The sequence below is a fragment of the Acidovorax sp. genome (genome assembly GCF_022763525.1).
Lineage (GTDB): Bacteria > Pseudomonadota > Gammaproteobacteria > Burkholderiales > Burkholderiaceae_C > Acidovorax.
The window spans coordinates 18,365-36,617 of record NZ_JALEGG010000022.1; the positions used below are offsets into that span (position 1 = coordinate 18,365).

General features: G+C 61.1%; 18 protein-coding genes. 7 read left to right on the forward strand and 11 right to left on the reverse strand.

Translation table 11 applies throughout. The features are described from left to right. Positions 1-20: 20 nt before the first annotated feature. On the reverse strand, positions 21-1,073 hold the full coding sequence (locus tag MRY84_RS01835; protein ID WP_291504064.1) for a diguanylate cyclase AdrA: 1,053 nt from the start codon (positions 1,071-1,073) through the stop codon (positions 21-23). Positions 1,074-1,197: 124 nt separating this feature from the next. Beyond that, the gene (locus tag MRY84_RS01840) at positions 1,198-1,686 is read right to left on the reverse strand and encodes an Lrp/AsnC family transcriptional regulator (RefSeq protein ID WP_291504065.1); all 489 of its coding nucleotides are present in this window, start codon (positions 1,684-1,686) and stop codon (positions 1,198-1,200) included. 139 nt (positions 1,687-1,825) lie between these two features. Between MRY84_RS01840 and glmS the strand changes: the two genes are divergently transcribed. Next, complete coding sequence (gene glmS / locus MRY84_RS01845; RefSeq protein ID WP_291504066.1) at positions 1,826-3,760, forward strand: glutamine--fructose-6-phosphate transaminase (isomerizing); 1,935 nt, start codon at positions 1,826-1,828, stop codon at positions 3,758-3,760. 309 nt (positions 3,761-4,069) lie between these two features. Here glmS and MRY84_RS01850 read toward each other — a convergent pair whose 3' ends face one another. Then, complete coding sequence (locus MRY84_RS01850) at positions 4,070-4,693, reverse strand: tyrosine-type recombinase/integrase (RefSeq protein ID WP_291504067.1); 624 nt, start codon at positions 4,691-4,693, stop codon at positions 4,070-4,072. 366 nt (positions 4,694-5,059) lie between these two features. Here MRY84_RS01850 and MRY84_RS01855 point away from each other — a divergent pair, with 366 nt between their 5' ends. Then, positions 5,060-6,124: a DMT family transporter gene (locus MRY84_RS01855; RefSeq protein ID WP_056419640.1), complete on the forward strand. Its 1,065-nt coding sequence runs from the start codon at positions 5,060-5,062 to the stop codon at positions 6,122-6,124. 71 nt (positions 6,125-6,195) lie between these two features. Here the strand turns inward: MRY84_RS01855 and MRY84_RS01860 are convergent, their stop codons facing one another. After that, entirely contained in the window at positions 6,196-8,604 is a 2,409-nt protein-coding gene (locus MRY84_RS01860) for a heavy metal translocating P-type ATPase (RefSeq protein ID WP_291504068.1), read from the reverse strand. Between the two features lie 183 nt (positions 8,605-8,787). Between MRY84_RS01860 and MRY84_RS01865 the strand changes: the two genes are divergently transcribed. Together MRY84_RS01865 and cueR are read left to right on the forward strand one after the other, a co-directional pair. Further along, entirely contained in the window at positions 8,788-8,979 is a 192-nt protein-coding gene (locus MRY84_RS01865) for a heavy-metal-associated domain-containing protein (protein WP_094291608.1), read from the forward strand. 101 nt (positions 8,980-9,080) lie between these two features. After that, complete coding sequence (cueR, locus tag MRY84_RS01870; RefSeq protein ID WP_363317461.1) at positions 9,081-9,641, forward strand: Cu(I)-responsive transcriptional regulator; 561 nt, start codon at positions 9,081-9,083, stop codon at positions 9,639-9,641. A 65-nt stretch (positions 9,642-9,706) separates the two neighbouring features. Here the strand turns inward: cueR and MRY84_RS01875 are convergent, their stop codons facing one another. From MRY84_RS01875 to MRY84_RS01900, 6 genes are all read right to left on the reverse strand, one after another. Then, positions 9,707-10,000 (reverse strand): hypothetical protein, encoded by a 294-nt coding sequence (locus tag MRY84_RS01875; protein ID WP_291504069.1) that lies wholly within the window; start codon positions 9,998-10,000, stop codon positions 9,707-9,709. Positions 10,001-10,077: 77 nt separating this feature from the next. After that, positions 10,078-10,419, reverse strand: coding sequence for a copper-binding protein (locus MRY84_RS01880; protein WP_291504070.1), 342 nt, complete (start codon positions 10,417-10,419; stop codon positions 10,078-10,080). A gap of 38 nt (positions 10,420-10,457) precedes the next feature. Beyond that, positions 10,458-10,961: a cupredoxin family protein gene (locus MRY84_RS01885; RefSeq protein ID WP_252662054.1), complete on the reverse strand. Its 504-nt coding sequence runs from the start codon at positions 10,959-10,961 to the stop codon at positions 10,458-10,460. Positions 10,962-10,996: 35 nt separating this feature from the next. Further along, positions 10,997-12,409 carry a copper oxidase gene (locus MRY84_RS01890; protein ID WP_291504071.1) on the reverse strand — a complete coding sequence of 471 codons (1,413 nt, stop codon included), beginning with the start codon at positions 12,407-12,409 and terminating at the stop codon, positions 10,997-10,999. Positions 12,410-12,427: 18 nt separating this feature from the next. After that, positions 12,428-13,864, reverse strand: a complete 1,437-nt coding sequence (locus MRY84_RS01895; RefSeq protein WP_291504072.1) for a TolC family protein — start codon at positions 13,862-13,864, stop codon at positions 12,428-12,430. Then, complete coding sequence (locus tag MRY84_RS01900) at positions 13,861-14,109, reverse strand: hypothetical protein (RefSeq protein ID WP_363317462.1); 249 nt, start codon at positions 14,107-14,109, stop codon at positions 13,861-13,863. The genes MRY84_RS01895 and MRY84_RS01900 overlap by 4 nt, the downstream gene beginning before the upstream one ends. Positions 14,110-14,324: 215 nt before the next feature. On the opposite strand from MRY84_RS01900, the gene MRY84_RS01905 reads away from it, so the two are divergent. The 3 genes from MRY84_RS01905 to MRY84_RS01915 are packed head-to-tail and all read left to right on the forward strand — an operon-like array spanning position 14,325 to position 17,669. Further along, on the forward strand, positions 14,325-15,011 hold the full coding sequence (locus MRY84_RS01905) for a heavy metal response regulator transcription factor (RefSeq protein WP_291504074.1): 687 nt from the start codon (positions 14,325-14,327) through the stop codon (positions 15,009-15,011). Next, positions 15,008-16,414 (forward strand): heavy metal sensor histidine kinase, encoded by a 1,407-nt coding sequence (locus tag MRY84_RS01910; RefSeq protein WP_291504075.1) that lies wholly within the window; start codon positions 15,008-15,010, stop codon positions 16,412-16,414. Before MRY84_RS01905 ends, MRY84_RS01910 begins: the two co-directional genes overlap by 4 nt. Then, positions 16,407-17,669, forward strand: a complete 1,263-nt coding sequence (locus tag MRY84_RS01915; RefSeq protein WP_291504076.1) for a type II restriction endonuclease — start codon at positions 16,407-16,409, stop codon at positions 17,667-17,669. Before MRY84_RS01910 ends, MRY84_RS01915 begins: the two co-directional genes overlap by 8 nt. 233 nt (positions 17,670-17,902) lie before the next feature. Here the strand turns inward: MRY84_RS01915 and MRY84_RS01920 are convergent. Next, the coding region (locus MRY84_RS01920; protein ID WP_291504077.1) for a DUF4148 domain-containing protein at positions 17,903-18,253 on the reverse strand (351 nt) is incomplete at its 5' end.

Consider the following 18,253-nt stretch of genomic DNA (forward strand, 5'->3'; position numbering starts at 1 on the left):
GAGCCGGATCGGTCCGCGGCTCAAACCGCTGGCGGCGTCTCTGCTTCCGGATCGCTCGCCACGCGGTTGCGGCCGCTGTGCTTGGCGGTGTACAGGGCGGCGTCAGCGGCATCGATCCACGCGCGCAGCGTGCCGTGCCGGTGGCTTGCTGCCGCCACGCCAATGCTGCTGGTGATGCGCACCTCGGGCAGTTGGCGCAGGCGCACCGCCTCGGTCTGCGCGCGGATGCGGTGGGCAACGGCCAGCGCCTCCTGGACTCGCATGCCCGGCAACACGATCGCGAATTCGTCGCCGCCAAAACGCCCCGCGCAATCGCTGGCCCGCACGCTGCCGCGCACCACGTGGGCGAGCGCGCGGATCACCTCGTCGCCCACCGTATGGCCATGCGTGTCATTGATGGCCTTGAAGTGATCGATGTCCAGCATGAGCATGCTGGCGGGTTCAGCAAGGGTGTGATGGCGGCGAAGCGCGGCCTCGGCCTGCTCTTGCCAGTGGCCGCGGCCAAACAGCCCCGTCAGCGCGTCCACCCGCCGCAGTTCGTCCAGCAGCTGGTTCTGCTGCGCCGTTTTCCGGATCAGCCGGTAGCTGACGATGCTCACCGATAGGGTGTGCAGCGTCATCACCGGCAGGCAGGCCATGATGACCCGCATGGACGTGTCGGGTGCCCAGTGGAAGCCGGCGAACACGGTGCCCGCCACCCCTCCGGCCAGCATGGCCGGGATCGAGCGGGCCCACAGGCCGCGGATGCCGGTGGTGATCTTGTCCACCATCGTCAGCGTCAGCAGCAGCACACTGGGCAGCAGGTTGAAGTGCATCAGCGGCACGAAACTGGCCGCCATCGCGGAGTCGATGAGCAGGTTGCGAGTTTCGGTCCGGTAGGGGTTTTTACTGCGCCGCGTGAGCAGGTAGGCCACGTGGGGCCACACAAAAGCGGGCAACACCATGCCGATCCAGGCCAAGACGCTGGCGTTGCGCTCCCACAGCACCACGGCGGCCACCGTACCGCCAAGCCCCATGCCCAAAATGCGCAGGGGATAGATACGAAGAGGCATCTGGTGACGGTTGCTCGGCATCGAAAGGTGGAGAGCGCCGGGGCGGCCTGAAAGCTTACCCGCGGCGCCGGCAACGCGCCAGTCAGATTGGCAGTTTTTCCCTTGTGGGTGTGGATGCTTCAAGTTTTATAGCATTCAGCGCTTGTCATTCAAGCGCTAGCGGGACTTTTGTATCAAATTTTGCCCGCCGCGTCGCAAAGAACGCCTTCACATTGCGCACATTGGCGTCGCTGGTGAACAGGCGCTGGGACAGCGCCAGGTAGCCGGGCATGTCGCGCGTGTGCACCACCAGCACGAAGTCCGGCCCGGGAGATACCCGCCAGCATTGCTGCACGCTGGCATCGGCTACGGCCCGGGTTTCAAACGCGTCCAGGTGTTCGGCGCCCTGGCGGTCCAGCGATACCTCCACGATGCAGGCCAGCCCATGTCCCTGTACCGCCGCCAGGCGATCGGGCTGCAGCAGCGCGACCTGGCGTTCGATCAAACCGGCATCCGTCAGCCGCTTGATGCGGCGCAGGCACGTGGGCGGGGAAACGTGCACTGCGGCCGCCAAAGCCTGGTTGCTCTGGGCCGCGTCGGTCTGCAGGAGGTCAAGCAGGCGAAGATCAGTGCTATCGAGTGTGATCGATTCCATATTTTTGTCAATTTTTGAATATTATTTCATTGCTCTGTGGTGGTGAAATTTTCATTCGTTGATAAACAAATTTTGCGCAGTAATTTCTTTGCCGTGTGCCTACCATCGCCCATCCCTTTTTAAACGCAGGTACCTTTCTATGTGCGGCATTGTCGGCGGCGTCTCCACGCGCAACATCGTTCCCATCCTGGTGCAGGGGCTGCAGCGCCTCGAATACCGCGGCTATGACTCGTGCGGTGTGGCCGTGCATGCCGCCAGCCTCGACGGCGCCCGGCCTGCGGGCCTACAGCGCGCCCGCAGCACGGCGCGTGTGGCCGAGCTGCTGGACCAGGTCGCCAGCGAGCACCTGGGCGGCGCCACCGGCATTGCCCACACCCGCTGGGCCACGCATGGCGCACCGGTCGTGCACAACGCGCACCCCCACTTCAGCCATGGCCCCGGGGTTGCCGCCGACGCCGCCACTGCAGGGCGCGTGGCGCTGGTGCACAACGGCATCATCGAAAACCACGAGGAACTGCGTGCGGCCCTGCAGGCGCGCGGCTACGTCTTTGCAAGCCAGACCGACACCGAGGTCATCGCCCACCTGGTGGATAGCCACTACAGCGGCGACCTGTTCGAAGCCGTGCAGGCCACGGTAGGCGAACTGCACGGCGCCTATGCCATTGCCGTGATGCACAAGGACGAGCCTCACCGCGTCGTGGGCGCACGCGCGGGATCGCCCCTGATCCTCGGCGTGGGCAAGGATGCTGGCGGCGGGGCGGTGCAGGCGCCTGAGCACTTCCTGGCGAGCGACGCCATGGCCCTGGCGGGCGTGACGGACCAGATCGTCTACTTGGAGGAGGGCGATCTGGTGGACCTTCAATTGGGCCGCTACTGGATCGTTGGCAAGGACCGCACCGCGCTCACGCCTGCGCAGCGCCCCGTGCGCACTGTGCTGGCCCACAGCGGCGCAGCCGAGCTGGGACCTTATCGGCACTACATGCAAAAGGAAATCTTCGAGCAGCCCCGCGCCATCGCGGACACGCTGGAAGGTGTGCAAGGCATCGTGCCCGAGCTGTTCGATGGGGCAGGCCTGCATGGCGAACCGGGCGCAGCTGCCTGGCGCGTGTTCAAGGAAATCGACAGCGTGCTCATCCTCGCTTGCGGCACCAGTTACTACAGCGGCTGCACCGCCAAGTACTGGCTTGAAGAAATCGCCGGTATTCCCACCCAGGTCGAGGTGGCCAGCGAGTACCGCTACCGCACCAGCGTGCCCAACCCCCGCACCCTCGTCGTCACCATCAGCCAAAGCGGAGAAACCGCCGACACCCTCGCCGCCTTGCGCCACGCGCAGTCTCTGGGCATGCAGCACACACTGACCATCTGCAACGTAGCCACCAGCGCCATGGTGCGCGAATGCAAGCTGGCATACATCACCCGGGCGGGCGTGGAGATCGGCGTGGCCAGCACCAAGGCCTTCACCACGCAGCTCGCCGGGCTGTTCCTGCTGACCCTCGCGCTGGCGCAGAGCAAGGGCCGCCTGACCGAAGAGCAGGAGGCTTCGCACCTCAAGGCCATGCGCCACCTCCCGGTGGCCCTGCAAGGGGTGCTGGCGCTGGAGCCGCAGTTGATCAGCTGGGCCGAAGACTTTGCCCGCATGGAAAACGCGCTGTTCCTGGGCCGCGGCCTGCACTACCCCATCGCACTCGAAGGCGCCCTGAAGCTCAAGGAAATCAGCTACATCCACGCCGAGGCCTACCCCGCTGGGGAACTCAAGCATGGCCCCCTCGCACTGGTCACCAGCGCCATGCCCGTGGTGACGGTGGCACCCAACGATGCCCTGCTCGAAAAGCTCAAGAGCAACATGCAGGAAGTGCGCGCCCGTGCTGGCGTGCTGTATGTGCTGGCCGATGCCGACACGCACATCGAAAGCGGTGAAGGCCTGCATGTGATCCGCATGCCGGAGCACTATGGCGCGCTGAGCCCGCTGCTGCATGTGGTGCCGCTGCAGCTGCTGGCTTATCACACAGCCTGCGCGCGCGGCACGGATGTGGACAAGCCGCGCAATCTGGCCAAGTCCGTGACGGTCGAATGACCGGCATGGGCTTGAACGCCGCTCTGACTCCAACAAATAAAGTGCGTCGGACGTAAATAAAGTCCGTCGGGGAAATTCCGCATTGAGAAATTAATGTCGCCTCATTTGAGGCGGTTCATGTATCGATGCATGTGGAGGGGAGGGGCGGTGGGCTGCTTCAGGCTGGTTGCGGTCGTTCAGTATGAGCTGGCGAATGACCGGTTCGGCTAGAAGCGGAAATATGCCAACTCACCTAACCTGTGATTGGATGTGAGCACCATCGCCCGTGGGAGCGTAGTTGTGCGGCCGCCGGGGCGACTGAACTGTCGACTAGATTTCAGTCTGCTCAGATATTTCAAGCGCATCATCTACCTCGATGCCAAGATAGCGCACAGTGGACTCAAGCTTGGAGTGACCAAGAAGAAGTTGCACAGCGCGCAAGTTCTTTGTTCGCCGGTAGATCAGCGTTGCCTTGGTTCTTCGCATAGAGTGCGTGCCATATTCTGCTGGGTCAAGACCGAGCTCCTCCACCCAGCCACCTAGTATCCGCGCATACTGTCGTGTCCCCAAGTGCGGTGAGCCATGGATACGGCTCGGGAAGAGAAAGTCATCGGGCTTAAGCCCTGCGACCTTGATCCACTTCTGCACAGCTTCACGGGCAGCTGCAGTGATTTCAAATTGGACGGGGCGTTGAGTCTTGTGCTGCATCACGACAGCGCGAGATGCAACTTGCTCACCGTGGCAGATGTCCCGAACTTTGAGGGCAACGAGGTCACAACCACGAAGCTTGCTGTCGATGCCAAGGTTGAAGAGAGCAAGCTCGCGAACGCGATTTTCTATCTGAAGGCGCACGCGCAGAGCCCAGATATCTTTGAGCTTGAAAGGAGCTTTCTGACCGACAAGCTTGCCCTTGTTCCAAGGCTCATAGCGAGGGGTGTTGACTTCGGATCCCATGATGGTCTCCCTTCGAGTTGAGGGGAGAAGACGATGCTCCTGATCGAATTCAAAGTCTTTGCTTCTGCTCAACTAGCTTGCTGACTCGCAATCAGCATTGGCCGACTGTCTGCTCAGTATTCCGGTGGACGCGCGTGTCTGCCGGACCGCGTCGAGTGGTGCTCCACAATTCTTGGCAACTTTCTGCAGTATCCGGGACGACTGAATTTGGATAGGCCGATGACCGCGATTCCCGAAAGCTGACTATCCTCTCCTTGCCGAGCAGAGCACCCGACCACTGTCCTTACTGCCTGACCTTGACGAACTTCAGGGTTCATCAAGCAAGAGAATGTCACCACGAGGATTCATGACGAAATCACCTGCACCATGAAGCGTGAACTTTTGCGTCTCCCTGCCTTGCGCGGTGGCTTTCTCGCCCTCCTGGCGGCGGTTCTTTTCGGCATCAGCACGCCTGCGGTCCAGAGACTGGGTGCAGGGCTGGGGGCGTTCACGACGGCCGCGCTTCTATACGCAGGAGCAGCTGTGGTCGGAGCCTTGTCCTTGCGAACCGCAGCCCATGAGGCAAGGTTGCAGAGATCCGACGCCTGGCGTCTCTTAGCTATGGCGGGGATCGGTGCGGCCCTGGGCCCGGTCGCCCTGGCCTGGGGCCTGCAGTACACGAGCGGGGCCAGCGCATCGCTGATGCTTACGTTGGAGGCGCTATTTACCGCCACGCTGGCCTGGTGGCTGTACAGCGAAACCATGGACCGCCGCGTGTGGGCCGCCATGCTCTTGCTGCTCGCAGGAGGAATGGCGCTCGTTCTGGACCAGGGCCTGCAAGGGGGCGTGCAGTTGCTGGGACTGCTTGCCGTGCTGCTGGCCACGGTCGCCTGGGGGGTGGACAACACCTTGTCCCGTGGGCTGGCTGAGCGCGACCCCAGCCAGGTGGTGATGGCCAAGGCCACCTTGGGAGCCGCTGCGACGGCAGCATTGGCTGTTTCGACGGGTGAGCCCTTGCCGTCGTTGTATGCGGCACTCGGGCTTCTCGCCGTTGGCGCCACGGGCTACGGCCTGAGCCTGCGCTTTTACCTTCTGGCCCAGAGGGCGTTTGGCGCGGCGCGGACGGGCTCAGTGTTCGCCTTTGCCCCCTTCATTGGCGCTGCCGTGGCTCTCGGCCTCGGGGACCGCTCTGCGGGATGGTTGATGCTGCTGGGCGGCATATTGATGCTGGCGGGAGTGGCACTGCACTTGGCGGAAAGCCATGGTCACGAGCACACACACGAAGTGCTGGAGCATGAACATGCTCACCGGCACGACGATGGGCACCATTCACATGTGCACGATGTTATGCCGAAGAGCAGCCACAGTCACAAGCACACCCATGACCCTATGACCCACGCTCACCCCCACGCACCAGATGTGCACCATCAGCACGTTCACAGAACCTCTTGAGTCGGCCTGATTGCGATGGACTTACGCGGTCTGCATCTGACAGGATCTGTTGTCGGATCTGGCGCTCGTCCTTACCTCTTCCAAGAACGCAGCAGCAACGCATTGGTCACCACACTCACGCTGCTGAGGGCCATAGCTGCTCCTGCCACCATGGGATTCAACAGTCCAAATGCAGCCAAGGGGATCCCGACCACGTTGTACGCGAATGCCCAGAAAAGGTTCTGACGGATCTTTGCGTACGTGCGCCGGGAGATGTCGATGGCATCTGCGATCAACGCGGGGTCACCACGCATCAGCGTGATCCCCGCAGCATGCATGGCCACGTCGGTGCCCGTGGACATGGCAATTCCCACATTCGCCGCAGCCAGAGCGGGCGCGTCGTTGATGCCGTCACCTACCATCGCAACGTGCCTGCCACCTGACTTGAGCTGCGCCACGATATCCGCTTTGCCTTCCGGCAGCACATCAGCACGAACCTGATCGATGCCCAACGCGCTGGCTACTGCGCTTGCGCTTCCCTTGTTGTCCCCGGTGACCAGGACGGTCTTGATGCCCAGAGCATGTAGTTGGGCAATGGCCTGTTGTGAGCTGGGCTTCACTGTGTCTCCAAATGCCAATAAACCCATCACCTCTGGCGCATCGGTCACGTCAGCCAACCAGGATACTGTGCGGCCCTCTTGTTGCATCTGTGCTGCAGCCCCGGTCAGACCGGCCATGTTGACACCCAACTCCTCCATATAACGTGTACTCCCGAGGCGGATCTGGCGTCCTTTGATGACAGCAGACATACCTCTGCCAGCGACCGCTGTGACCTCAGTGGCACGAGGAACGGTCACACCCTGGGTGCGTGCAGCGTCCATCACGGCCTTGGCCAGTGGATGCTCGCTGCCGTTCTGAATGGCCGCAGCAAACGGCAGTAACTGATCCTGGAGGCCTTCGGCAGGCATCGCAGCCGTCAAAGTGGGCTTCCCCTCGGTCAGGGTGCCGGTCTTGTCGAACGCCACGGTGTCGATGCGGTGGGCAACCTCCAGTGCTTCTGCATCCTTGATCAGAATACCGTGGCGTGCTGCAACGCCGGTGCCCGCCATGATCGCGGTGGGAGTAGCCAAACCCAGCGCACAAGGGCACGCAATGACAAGTACCGCGACAGCATTGAGGATCGCCTGTTCCCAGTTGCCAGTGGCGAAGCCCCAGCCCATCAGTGTGATGGCAGCAAGGCCGAGCACCACGGGCACAAAGACCGCACTCACTTCATCAACAATCCGCTGGATGGGAGCCTTCTTCGCCTGCGCCGACTCAACCATCCGCACGATGCGCGACAGAGTTGACTCTGTGCCAATCGCAGTCGTCCGTACCAACAACAAGCCCTCCGCGTTCACGGAGCCTCCCGTCACCTTGTCGCCGACGTGCTTCGCAACGGGCAGGCTCTCCCCGGTGATCAATGACTCATCCACCTGGCTTGCGCCTTCGATCACCGAGCCGTCTACCGGGACTCTCTCCCCTGGGCGGACAACCACCGTATCACCTACTTTCACGCGTGAGAGTGGTAGATCCATGTCACCGGCATCGGTGCGCACACGCGCAATTTCTGGGCGCAGCGCATGCAGCGCCCGGATCGCTTCGGTGGTTTGTCGCTTGGCTCGGGCTTCCAGCCACTTCCCGAGGAGCACTAGCGTGACAATGACAGAGGAGGCTTCAAAGTACAGGTGGGGTGTGCCGTGCTCAGCGTGCTTGACCAGCAGGTACAGGCTCAAACCGAACCCGGCCGACGTACCCAATGCGACCAGCAGATCCATGTTGCCTGCGCCTGCACGAAGAGCCTTCCAGCCAGCGCGGTAGAACCTCGCGCCCAGCCAGAACTGCACAGGCGTGGCCAGGGCCAGTTGAATCCAGCCGTTGAGTGTCCAGTCTTGACCGAACAGCATGCCAAGCATGGGCAATACCAGGGGGAAGGACAGACCAGCGGCTAGAGCGACAGGCCACCAGGGCGCCGACTGCTTGTCGTGTTCAGTGGCAGTGTTCGTATCCGCCACCTGCGCCTCATAGCCCGCCTTTACCACGGCGGCTACCAGGCGTTCGGGAGGCAATCCTGCATCGAAACGAACCTGCGCACGCTCCGTGGCTAGATTGACTTCCGCATGCTTGACGCCTGGTACACCCTTCAGCGCTTTTTCGACACGTCCCACGCACGACGCGCAGGTCATCCCGCCGATCAACAGCTCCACGGACTCTTCCGCTATTGCGTATCCAGCCTTTTCGACAGCCGCAGCCAAGGCCGGGACCGGCACCGTGGAGGCGGCAACCACGGAGGCGCGCTCAGTAGCAATATTCACGGTCACCTCACTGACCCCAGGGACGGCTTTGAGGGCCCTTTCAACCCGTCCAACGCAAGAGCCGCAGGTCATGCCAAGTATCGGAAGATTCAGGTGTGCGATCGATAGTGAGGCGGACGGCCCCGCTTCATGGGCAGAGGTATTCATAGCAATCTCCATGTGGTGTTCAACTCCGGCGTTAACCGGCAGAGTTCGAACTTTCAGGGTTGACACGATGGGAGACGCAAGCGAGCCGGCGCTCCTTGTTTGAATATCTGTCTGGCCACTTGACCTTGCCCCAGTGGCAAACCGGAGACTGAAAGCCTCTTAACTTTTTCCAAGAGGCGAAAAATGCATGAATTCCAACTCCCCGACATGACCTGCGGACACTGCGCTGGTATGGTGAGCCAGACGCTGCAGATGACAGACCCTGAATGCAAAGTGCAAGTGGACATGTCCAAACGTATGGTCACTGTGCAAAGTGCGGAAGATCGCAAGACACTGGTCGAGGTACTGACTGAAGCTGGATATCCGCCCGCCTGATCTAGGCTTTACAGAACGTAATATTCAGAGCGCTTGACATTGACACGGTGGTAAGGATGAAAGTCCTTGCTACCGTGTTATTCCATTGCACAGGAGCATCCATGACCACACTCATGAACATCGGCGATGCAGCCAAGGCGGCAGGCGTATCCGCCAAGATGATCCGCCACTACGAGCAAACAGGTTTGTTGCCGGAAGCCGAACGCAGCGAGGCCGGCTATCGAAAATACGGTGAACGTGAAGTCTCGGTACTGCGCTTCATCCGGCAGTCGCGCCGCCTCGGCTTCTCCATGCCCCAGATTGCAGAGCTGATCGGCCAATGGGGCGACACACACCGCACCAGTCGGCAGGTCAAAGCGATTGCCGAGCGCCATCTGGCAGATCTGGAGGAGAAGCTGCGGGAGATTATCGAGATGAAATCAGCGTTGGAGCAGTTGGTTTCTGTGTGCGCTGGCGACGACCACTCGAACTGCGCAATTCTTGACAACCTGGCGGCGGACAGTCCCTCGAAGCCCAACCACAACGCAAGTTTCGTCAAGCCGACTCGGCGCGGAGCCAAGGTTTCCAGAGCGCACTCTGGTGTGACCGACACGCCGACGAACAGCCATCTAGACCTTATGACGTGGATGCGCGGAGTCCACGTACATCGAAGCGGGCACTGAACTAGGCCCTGAGGGGGCTTGCGAAGCCATCACCTTGCACCACTTTTGCGGCCCGCCCGTTTGCATTACTTAGGCGTGGAGCCCGGAGTGGCTTCCTTGTGCGGCATGGCTTCACGCGCATTGGCCTTTTCCTGACCTCGGGCTTCGGCCTTGCTGGTGTCCGCAAGGCCAGAGCCTTCACCCCGCGCTGTACCGCCATCCTTGGTCCGCTTCACACCGGTTGCAGGACGCGCTTTCTTGTGGTCTTCGCCATGCGCTTGCGCCTTGGAGTTGGTATAGGGCGTGGCTTCCTGGGTGTCGCCAGCGGCAAATGCGGACGATGCTGTTGTCATGGCCAGGGCAATAAGGAGCGTTTTCATGATTTTTCCTTGGTGGGTTGACGTGCGAACAGAAGAGCGCCCCCTTTCTTGAGGGCGCGGCGAGGCACTCCTTGTGCTTACTTGGCAGGCTCGATGGCGGTGACGACCATCTTTCCGCCCTCGTTGATCACCATGAAGCGGATCTTGTCGCCGACCTGCGCTTTGTCGAGCAGGGCCTTGTCCTTGGCTGTGAACACCATGGTCATCCCCGGCATCTCCAAGTGCTTGATATCGCCATGCTTGATGGTGATTTTTCCGGCGTCCTTGTCGATCTTGCGCACCTCTCCATCGGTCATGGAGGCTGCGGTCGTGGTTGCGGCTTTACCGGCGTCTCCAGCGGCCTGCGCCACGGCCGACAGCGGCATGAGAGTGACCAGCGACAACATAGCGCCGATCAATAAAGTGTTTGCGTTTTTCATACGAGCTCCTTGTTCAATTGCGTGCAGGGATTCCCCGATTACTTCTTGACCACCGTGACCTGACCCTTCATGCCAGCGTCGTAGTGGCCTGGGTACAGGCAGGCGAACTTCACTTCACCAGCCTTGGTGAACTGCCAGATGATTTCGCCTTGCTTGCCGGGGGCCAGCGACACCTTGCTGGGTTCGTCATGCTCCATGTCCGGGAACTTCTTCATCGTCTCGTAGTGTTCCTTGAGTTCGGCATCGGTGCCCATGCTGAACTCGTGTTTGACCTGGCCACTGTTCTTGATCACGAACCTGACGGTTTCGCCCTGCTTGACGGAGATCGCAGCGGGCGTGAAGCGCATGTTGTCCGTCATGTCCACGTTGATCGTGCGGCTAACACGGGAAGCCTTGCCGGGCTGACCAATGGCCGATTCAGCGCTGCCGTGGCCGTGGGCGCCACCGCCGTCATGGCCACCGCCGTGGTTGCCACCGGCGAAGCTGTTGAAGGACAGGGCCACCAGGGCGGAGGCGGCGATCAGGGAAAGAGTGCGTTTCATAGTTACCTTGGGTTGTGGATGAGGAAAGGAGGCGATCAGTGGCCGCTGTGCGAAGACGGCTTTTTGACCTTGACGACAGTGTCCGAACTGGACTTCTCTTTGCGGGGCATGGACTGGCCGCCCTCGGCTTTGAAGCGGGCAGGCTCCGCCATCGGACCGGTGTACTCATACGCCACCGTGCCCTCCGGGTTTTTGTACCAACCCGGGTTCTTGTAGTCGCCTGGCTTCTGGTCGCGGCGCACCTTCAGGACACTGAACATGCCACCCATCTCCACCGAGCCGAAGGGGCCTTCCCCGGTCATCATGGGGACGGTGTTGTCCGGAATGGGCATCTCCATCTCGGTCATGTCCGCCATGCCCCGTTCGCCCATGACCATGTAGTCGGGAATCAGGTTGTTGATCTTCTTGGCCACGCCCCGGTGGTCTACGCCAATCATGGTGGGAATGTCGTGACCCATTGCGTTCATGGTGTGGTGGCTCTTGTGGCAGTGGAATGCCCAGTCACCTTCTTCGTCCGCGAGGAACTCGATCTGGCGCATCTGGCCCACGGCCACGTCGGTGGTCACTTCATAGAGACGTGTGCTCTTGGGTGTAGGACCACCATCCGTGCCCGTCACCAAGAACTCGTGACCGTGCAAGTGCATCGGGTGGTTGGTCATGGTGAGGTTGCCGATGCGAATGCGCACCTTGTCATTGAGCCGGACGTTCAAGGAGTCGATGCCGGGAAAGATGCGGCTGTTCCATGTCCACAGATTGAAGTTCAGCATTTCCGCCACTTTGGGCGTTGCGGCCCCTGGCTCAATGTCATAGGCACTGAGCAGGAAGCAAAAGTCTCGATTCACTTCATCAATCAGCGGATGCTTGGCCTTGGGGTGCGTGATCCAGAAGCCCATCATGCCCATGGCCATCTGGGTCATTTCATCGGCATGCGGGTGGTACATGAAGGTGCCCGGACGGCGTGCGACAAACTCGTAGACGAAGGTCTTGCCCGACTGGATCGCGGGTTGGTTCAAGCCCGCGACGCCGTCCATGCCGTTGGGCAAACGCTGTCCATGCCAGTGGATGCTGGTGTGCTCGGGCAACTTGTTGGTCACAAAAATGCGAACGCGATCGCCTTCCACGACTTCGATGGTGGGACCGGGACTCTGGCCGTTGTAGCCCCACAGGTGGGCCTTGAAGCCTGGGGCCATTTCGCGCACGACGGGTTCTGCCACTAAGTGGAACTCTTTGACCCCCTGGTTCATGCGCCAGGGCAGCGTCCAGCCGTTGAGCGTGACTACCGGGTTGTAGGGGCGCCCGGAGTTGGGAACCAAGGGGGCCATGGTGTCGGCGCTGCCCTGGAAAATGGGCTCTGGCAGTGCGGCCATCGCCACGCGGCTCACACTCGCTGCGGCCACTGCCCCTCCGGCAATGCCCGCAAACCGGAAAAAATCTCGTCTTGAATTCATGTTGGTTTCCTTGGGGGATCAGTGGCCGGCACCAGCTTCCGCAGCTGCGGCGCCGCCGCTACCCGCGACGCCAGCGCTCGTGGGTTTTCCGATGAGAGAGGCCTGCAGCGCCGCGTCCGCCAGCCAAAACTGTTGTTCTGCATTCAGAGCAGCCATCACCGAGCTGACCTGATCGCGGGAGTCCGCCAGCAATTCGAAGACGCTGATCAGCATCCCGTTGTAGCGAAGCTGGTTTTCTTCGGAGATGACTTTTCGCAGTGGGATCACCTCATCGCGGTAGTGGCGGGCGATGTCGTAGGCAGTGCGGTAGGCCGAGTAGCTTTCGCGCAGATTCGACCCCGCAGCGCGGGCGGTGGCCTCTAGGCGGCTGGCTGCCGCCAGCGTCTGTGCATTCATGGCATCGCGCCGCAAACCGCCCCAGTCGAAGATCGGAAGCTGCAGGCTGACCTCAAAACCACGACGTGTCGAGTGGGTGCCCTCTGTCCCATCGAACACCGAGTCTCGCCGCACGCCCAGCTCGATGTCCGTGAAGGTCGTGATCGTGTTCCAGCCTTGCGCGCGTGCGGCTGCGTCGTAGTCGGCCTTCGCGATCTGCAGATCCAGTCGCCCCTTGGACGCCTGGCGGCCTGCATCCAAAGGAGAAAGCGGCTCCTTGGGCAGCGCAGGCAAGCGCTCCGGCAGCTTGAGTTCCTTCGCCTGGCTATCGTCCAGGCCCAGCAGTCGGACCAATTCCTCGCGTGCTGCGGTGACCTGGTGCTGGGCGCTGGCCAACTGGGTTGCCGTGTCGGCATAGAACGCTTGCTGGCGGGCACGTTCAAGCTTGTTGAAGTTACCCACCGCCTGCATGCGCTTGGACAGCTCTGCACTGGCCTGGGCGCTGGCAACGACCTGCTGGGTATAGGTGAGCGTCTGTTGCGCCGCAACGGCGCGCACCCACGACTGCCGGACCTGCGTGACTTGGTCCACCACGTCGCTGCTCAGGCGTAACTGGGCTTGTTTGATGCGCTGATCAGCGATGCTTTTACGCATGGGCAGCGTCAGCAGGTCCAGTAGGCCAAACGACAACAGGCGCCCGATCTCAGTTTCGCTGCCCAGGCGAACGCGCTCCAAGGTCAAAATCGGGTTGGCAATACGGCCCGATTGCGCTGCGTTAGAGGCATCTGCCCAGTTTTGCGCGACGATCGCTTGCAGCGACGGGCTGTTGACCAACGCGAGCTGCACGGCATCTTTTTGGCTGAGCGGCTTGGCCAGCAGATCTGAGGCGCGCTGGCGCAAGGCATCTCGTTCGTTCTGACCCCGTGCCAAAGTGAGCTGACCGTCCGTGAAGCCGCCTGTGGCTGCGTTGGCGCTGGAGAGGTTTTGCTCCAAATTCACACTGGCGCAGCCAGACAAAACGGTGACGGCGGCCACAACGACCATTAGTTTGGCGCGGGGCATGCGCAAGGGGCGGCTCATTGCTTGCCTCCACGGTGTGCGTCATGCCCTTGTGCGGGCTGCTCCTGGCCAGGCGCGGAAGGTGCCTGGCGCATTTCCTTGGCGTAGGTGCGCCATCCACCGATTTCGCCGACCTTGTCGTTGGCGGCCTTCCAGGGCTGTACGGGTTGGTCTTTGTACGCGTCAAAGCCAGCCAGGGCTGATCGGTATGACAGCTGATACTCCACCTTGGCGGTGTCTGCCTCGGGCATTTGGGCAAATGCCATGGACGGCGCCACTAGCGCGGCGGCCAGCCAGCGGCTTGAGATAGGTCGTGAAAGCCAGGAATTTTTCATGAGTTCACCATGCGTTCTTGATGCAACGCATTGTGTGAGCCCACGGCTTCCGTGGACATAACGGCTTCATTACATCTTTGTCATGTGCACGAAAGCCTGTGATCTGGAGGCACACTTGCGGCCATTCGCAGTGCCAGGGGGACCCCGTGAAGATTTTGGTCGTTGAAGATGAAGTCAAAACCGGCGAGTACCTGCGCCAGGGGTTGCGCGAAGCTGGCTTCAATGCCGATCTGGTCCATAACGGGGTGGATGGTCTGCACCTTGCCCAGGAAGGTGACTACGACCTGGTGATCTTGGATGTCATGCTCCCTGGGATGGACGGCTGGCAGGTGCTCACGAATCTGCGCCGCCACGGCCAGGAGATGCCGGTGCTATTCCTCACCGCCAAGGATCAGGTACAGGACCGGATCAAAGGTCTGGAGCTGGGTGCGGATGATTACCTGGTCAAGCCGTTTTCCTTTGCGGAATTGCTGGCACGGGTGCGGACCATCTTGCGGCGCGGACGAAACGGCACCGAGGTGACTTTGCTGCAGGTGGCTGATCTGGAACTCGACCTCCTGCGCCGGCGGGTCATCCGCTCAGGCAAGCGTATCGACCTGACTGCCAAGGAGTTTGGACTGCTGGAGCTGTTGATGCGCCGCCAAGGGGAAGTGCTGCCCCGTTCCTTGATCGCATCACAGGTCTGGGACATGAATTTCGACAGCGACTCCAATGTGATCGAGGTGGCGATGCGACGGCTGCGCGCCAAAGTGGATGATGCCTACGAAGTCAAGCTGATCCAGACGGTCCGAGGCATGGGGTATGTGCTTGAGACTCCCGAGGAGAGTGCGTGAAGGCAAGGTACTCGCTCACCACGCGGCTGACGGCCTTTTTCACTTTGGCGTCCGCCCTGGTGCTGATCGGCCTGGGGACTCTCGTGGCAATTTCTATCGACCGGCATTTTGTTGAGCTTGACCGCGATGCATTGCGTGACAAGGTTCACCTGACGCGTGAAGTCATCGGCAAATCGAAGTCGCCGCAGGATCTGAAGACGCGGCTGGATGACGTTTTGCACAGCCATGAGGGCTTGTTCGTCACCGTGCTTCGCAATGGGCAATCGCTGTACTCGACGGAGGACTTTGAGTTTCCGGCGGACTTGAGCGTGCGGACCCAGCATTCCCGCTTGGGGGTTGCCTCGTGGCGAATCAAGGAGCGTGAGTACCGGGGGATGACCGAAGCCGTGACGCTGCCAGGTTCCGCAGAGCCGCCGCTGCAGGTCTGGGTGGCGGTGGACATTGCCCACCACAAGCACTTCATGTACGAATTGATTTGGGTGCTTGTGGGCTACGTGGCATTGGCAACACTGGTGGCTGGGGTCCTGGGCTGGTGGGCCGCAAAGAATGGATTGGCCCCCCTTCGCGCCATGCGGTCCCGCGCTATGGCCATCACGGCACAGCGACTGGATGAGCGGATGCCAACCCAGGAGTTTCCAGTGGAGATGGCCGACCTGGCGACCACCCTCAACGAGATGCTCCGGCGCCTGAAGGAGGAGTTCGACCGCCTGTCCGAGTTTTCTTCGGACCTGGCTCACGAGCTGCGTACGCCGATCAACAATCTGATGACACAGACGCAGGTCACGCTCAGTCAGGCTCGTTCTTCCGAGGAGTACCAGGACATATTGGCCTCCAACGCCGAGGAGTATCAGCGCTTGGCCCGCATGGTGGCTGACATGTTGTTCCTGGCCAAGGCTGACCACGGGCTCATTCTTCCCAGCACGGAGAGAATTGCGGTCCATGATGAAGCACAGGCTTTGTTTGACTTCTACGAGGCCCTTGCCGAAGAAAAGCAGGTCCGACTGCAATTGGTCGGGGCGGCGGAGATCGTTGGCGACCGGTTGATGTTGCGCCGTGCGCTCAGCAATCTCCTGTCCAACGCCATTCGCTACACCCCACCCGGCGAGCAGGTCGTCGTAGATATTCGAGGGGACCTGCACGGAACCACCGTGGATGTCGTCAACACCGGACCTTCCATCGATGCGCAGATGATCCCCCGCCTGTTCGACCGCTTCTTTCGGGCGGACAAGTCGCGCAAGCAGCTGGACTCGGACGGCGCGGGCCTAGGCTTGTCCATCACCCAGGCAATTGTTCATGCGCACCGGGGGCGGATTTCCGTGAGTTCGGCCGCTGGCAGGACTTGTTTTTCGATGTATTTCCCCAGTGCACAGATCATTGGCAAGCACCTCACGACAGATGCATGACCCCCTGGCAACCCTCATAGACTGCTGGAAGGCAGACCCGCGCAGCACCTACAACACCTGGTTCCTGTGGAATCAGCGGATCAAGAACTTCCGCTCCATTCGCCGAGGCATCGCGCAGGTGGTGGAGGACATCCGGGGCGGAACGTTTGGCAACGCCTACCGAGGCTCCTCGCTGGAGACGATCGTGGGTTCCGTGGCAGAGCAGCGCCAGATTTTCAAGGGAGCGGACCACGCGTTCCTCTGGAAACCCAAGCTGCGGATTCCGGACATCTACGAGAACACCAGCAACCAGCTCGCCTTCGCAGATCTTCTTCACACTTGCGATCACTGCGACTGCGCAGAAGACGTAGTGGCCGCCATACAGCGCATTGATGCAATTGGCATCAAAGGCCTGGGCCCTGCAGTTGCCAACTTGCTGTATTTCATCCACCCAACGCTGGTCTCTCCCTTCAACACAGCCATCGTCAATGGTTTCAACGCGGTGACCGGGGGGCGCGTGAAGCTCGGACGCTGGGACCACTACCTTTCGATGCGAGAAGGTTTGCTACGCTTGAACGCGCAGTACAGGCTGAAACTGTCGAACGATCTGGGCGCGATTGCAGGACTCCTGTTTGACATTGGCAGTGGCCGATATGAAGCGCCGCCACAAGCAATGGATGCAGCGGCGACAGCTCTCTGGCAAGAAGACCTTGAACGTGTGCGGCAGGAATCCACCGCATTTCAACGGGAACTGTCCCAGGCGAGCGAGAGCGATGCGACCCACACGGGTGTCCAGGCCTCGCTGCGCGACCTGGGCAAGGCGCTCGGATTTGAGGTCTGGATCGCGTCCAACGACCGGGGCCGCGCCTATGGCGGGGGGCTGCTGGGAGATGGATGCATGGCGCAGTTACCCGCCAGTCTGGACCGAGGACTGGAGTCCGTGCGACTGATCGATGTCGTATGGGTTGATCCCCAGACCTCGCAATTCGCCGCCGCATTCGAAGTCGAACACACCACGTCCATCTATTCGGGCATCGTACGCATGCTCGATCTGGCCCTGGGCACGCCGGTTGCAGGCAACTGCGCCCTGTTTCTGGTGGCTCCAGACAATCGCAGAGACAAGGTCGCTGAGCAACTTCAAAGGCCCGCCTTCTCCAGGGTATCAGAGCTGGGGATCCGGTACTTGCCCTACAGCCAGCTGGAGCAGAACCATGCCTTCATGAGCCGCTTTGGGTCCAGCATCAAGCCGCTGCTGGAGATTTCGCAGCGGCTGTGAGCCAGGGCTATTTCGTGCAGCGCGCTTCGCAGCGCTCTATTTTTGAGGCCCAGGGCGCGGCCCCCCACAGCGATGTCGTTCAGGCCTACAGAGGCTCGGCGGTCGGAGCAATGCAAATGCAGATGTTGCACGCACTTGCTGATAGCGCGGCAGACACGAATGGCGAGCGAACTGGAGGGGACCTGTTTCGAAAGGCCCCCCCAGATCAGCAGCCGACTGCCCAGAGAACCTGTTTAGAACCGAGGGGCCTTGGTGGATTCGTCCGAGGTGGCGGCCACGGCAGCATGGCGCGCAGCGTGGTAGCGGTCAGGATAGATTTCGTTGAGCTTGCGACCGTCTTCGCCCACAGCGACGATTTCTCCTTCGCGGATGGCGCGTGCCAACTCACTTTTGACTTGTTCCCGCGTCTTAAACGACTTGCCTGCCACGATCGGAAAACGACCAGACATCAACTCATTGCGTTTGACCCCGAATTCACCCGCCACCATGATGTCACCCGTACGGATAGCCTGCTCCAATTCTTCCCGCACTTGCTCGCGGGATTTGCGAGCCTGAGTCGAAGTAGCCGAGCGATAGGCTCCGGG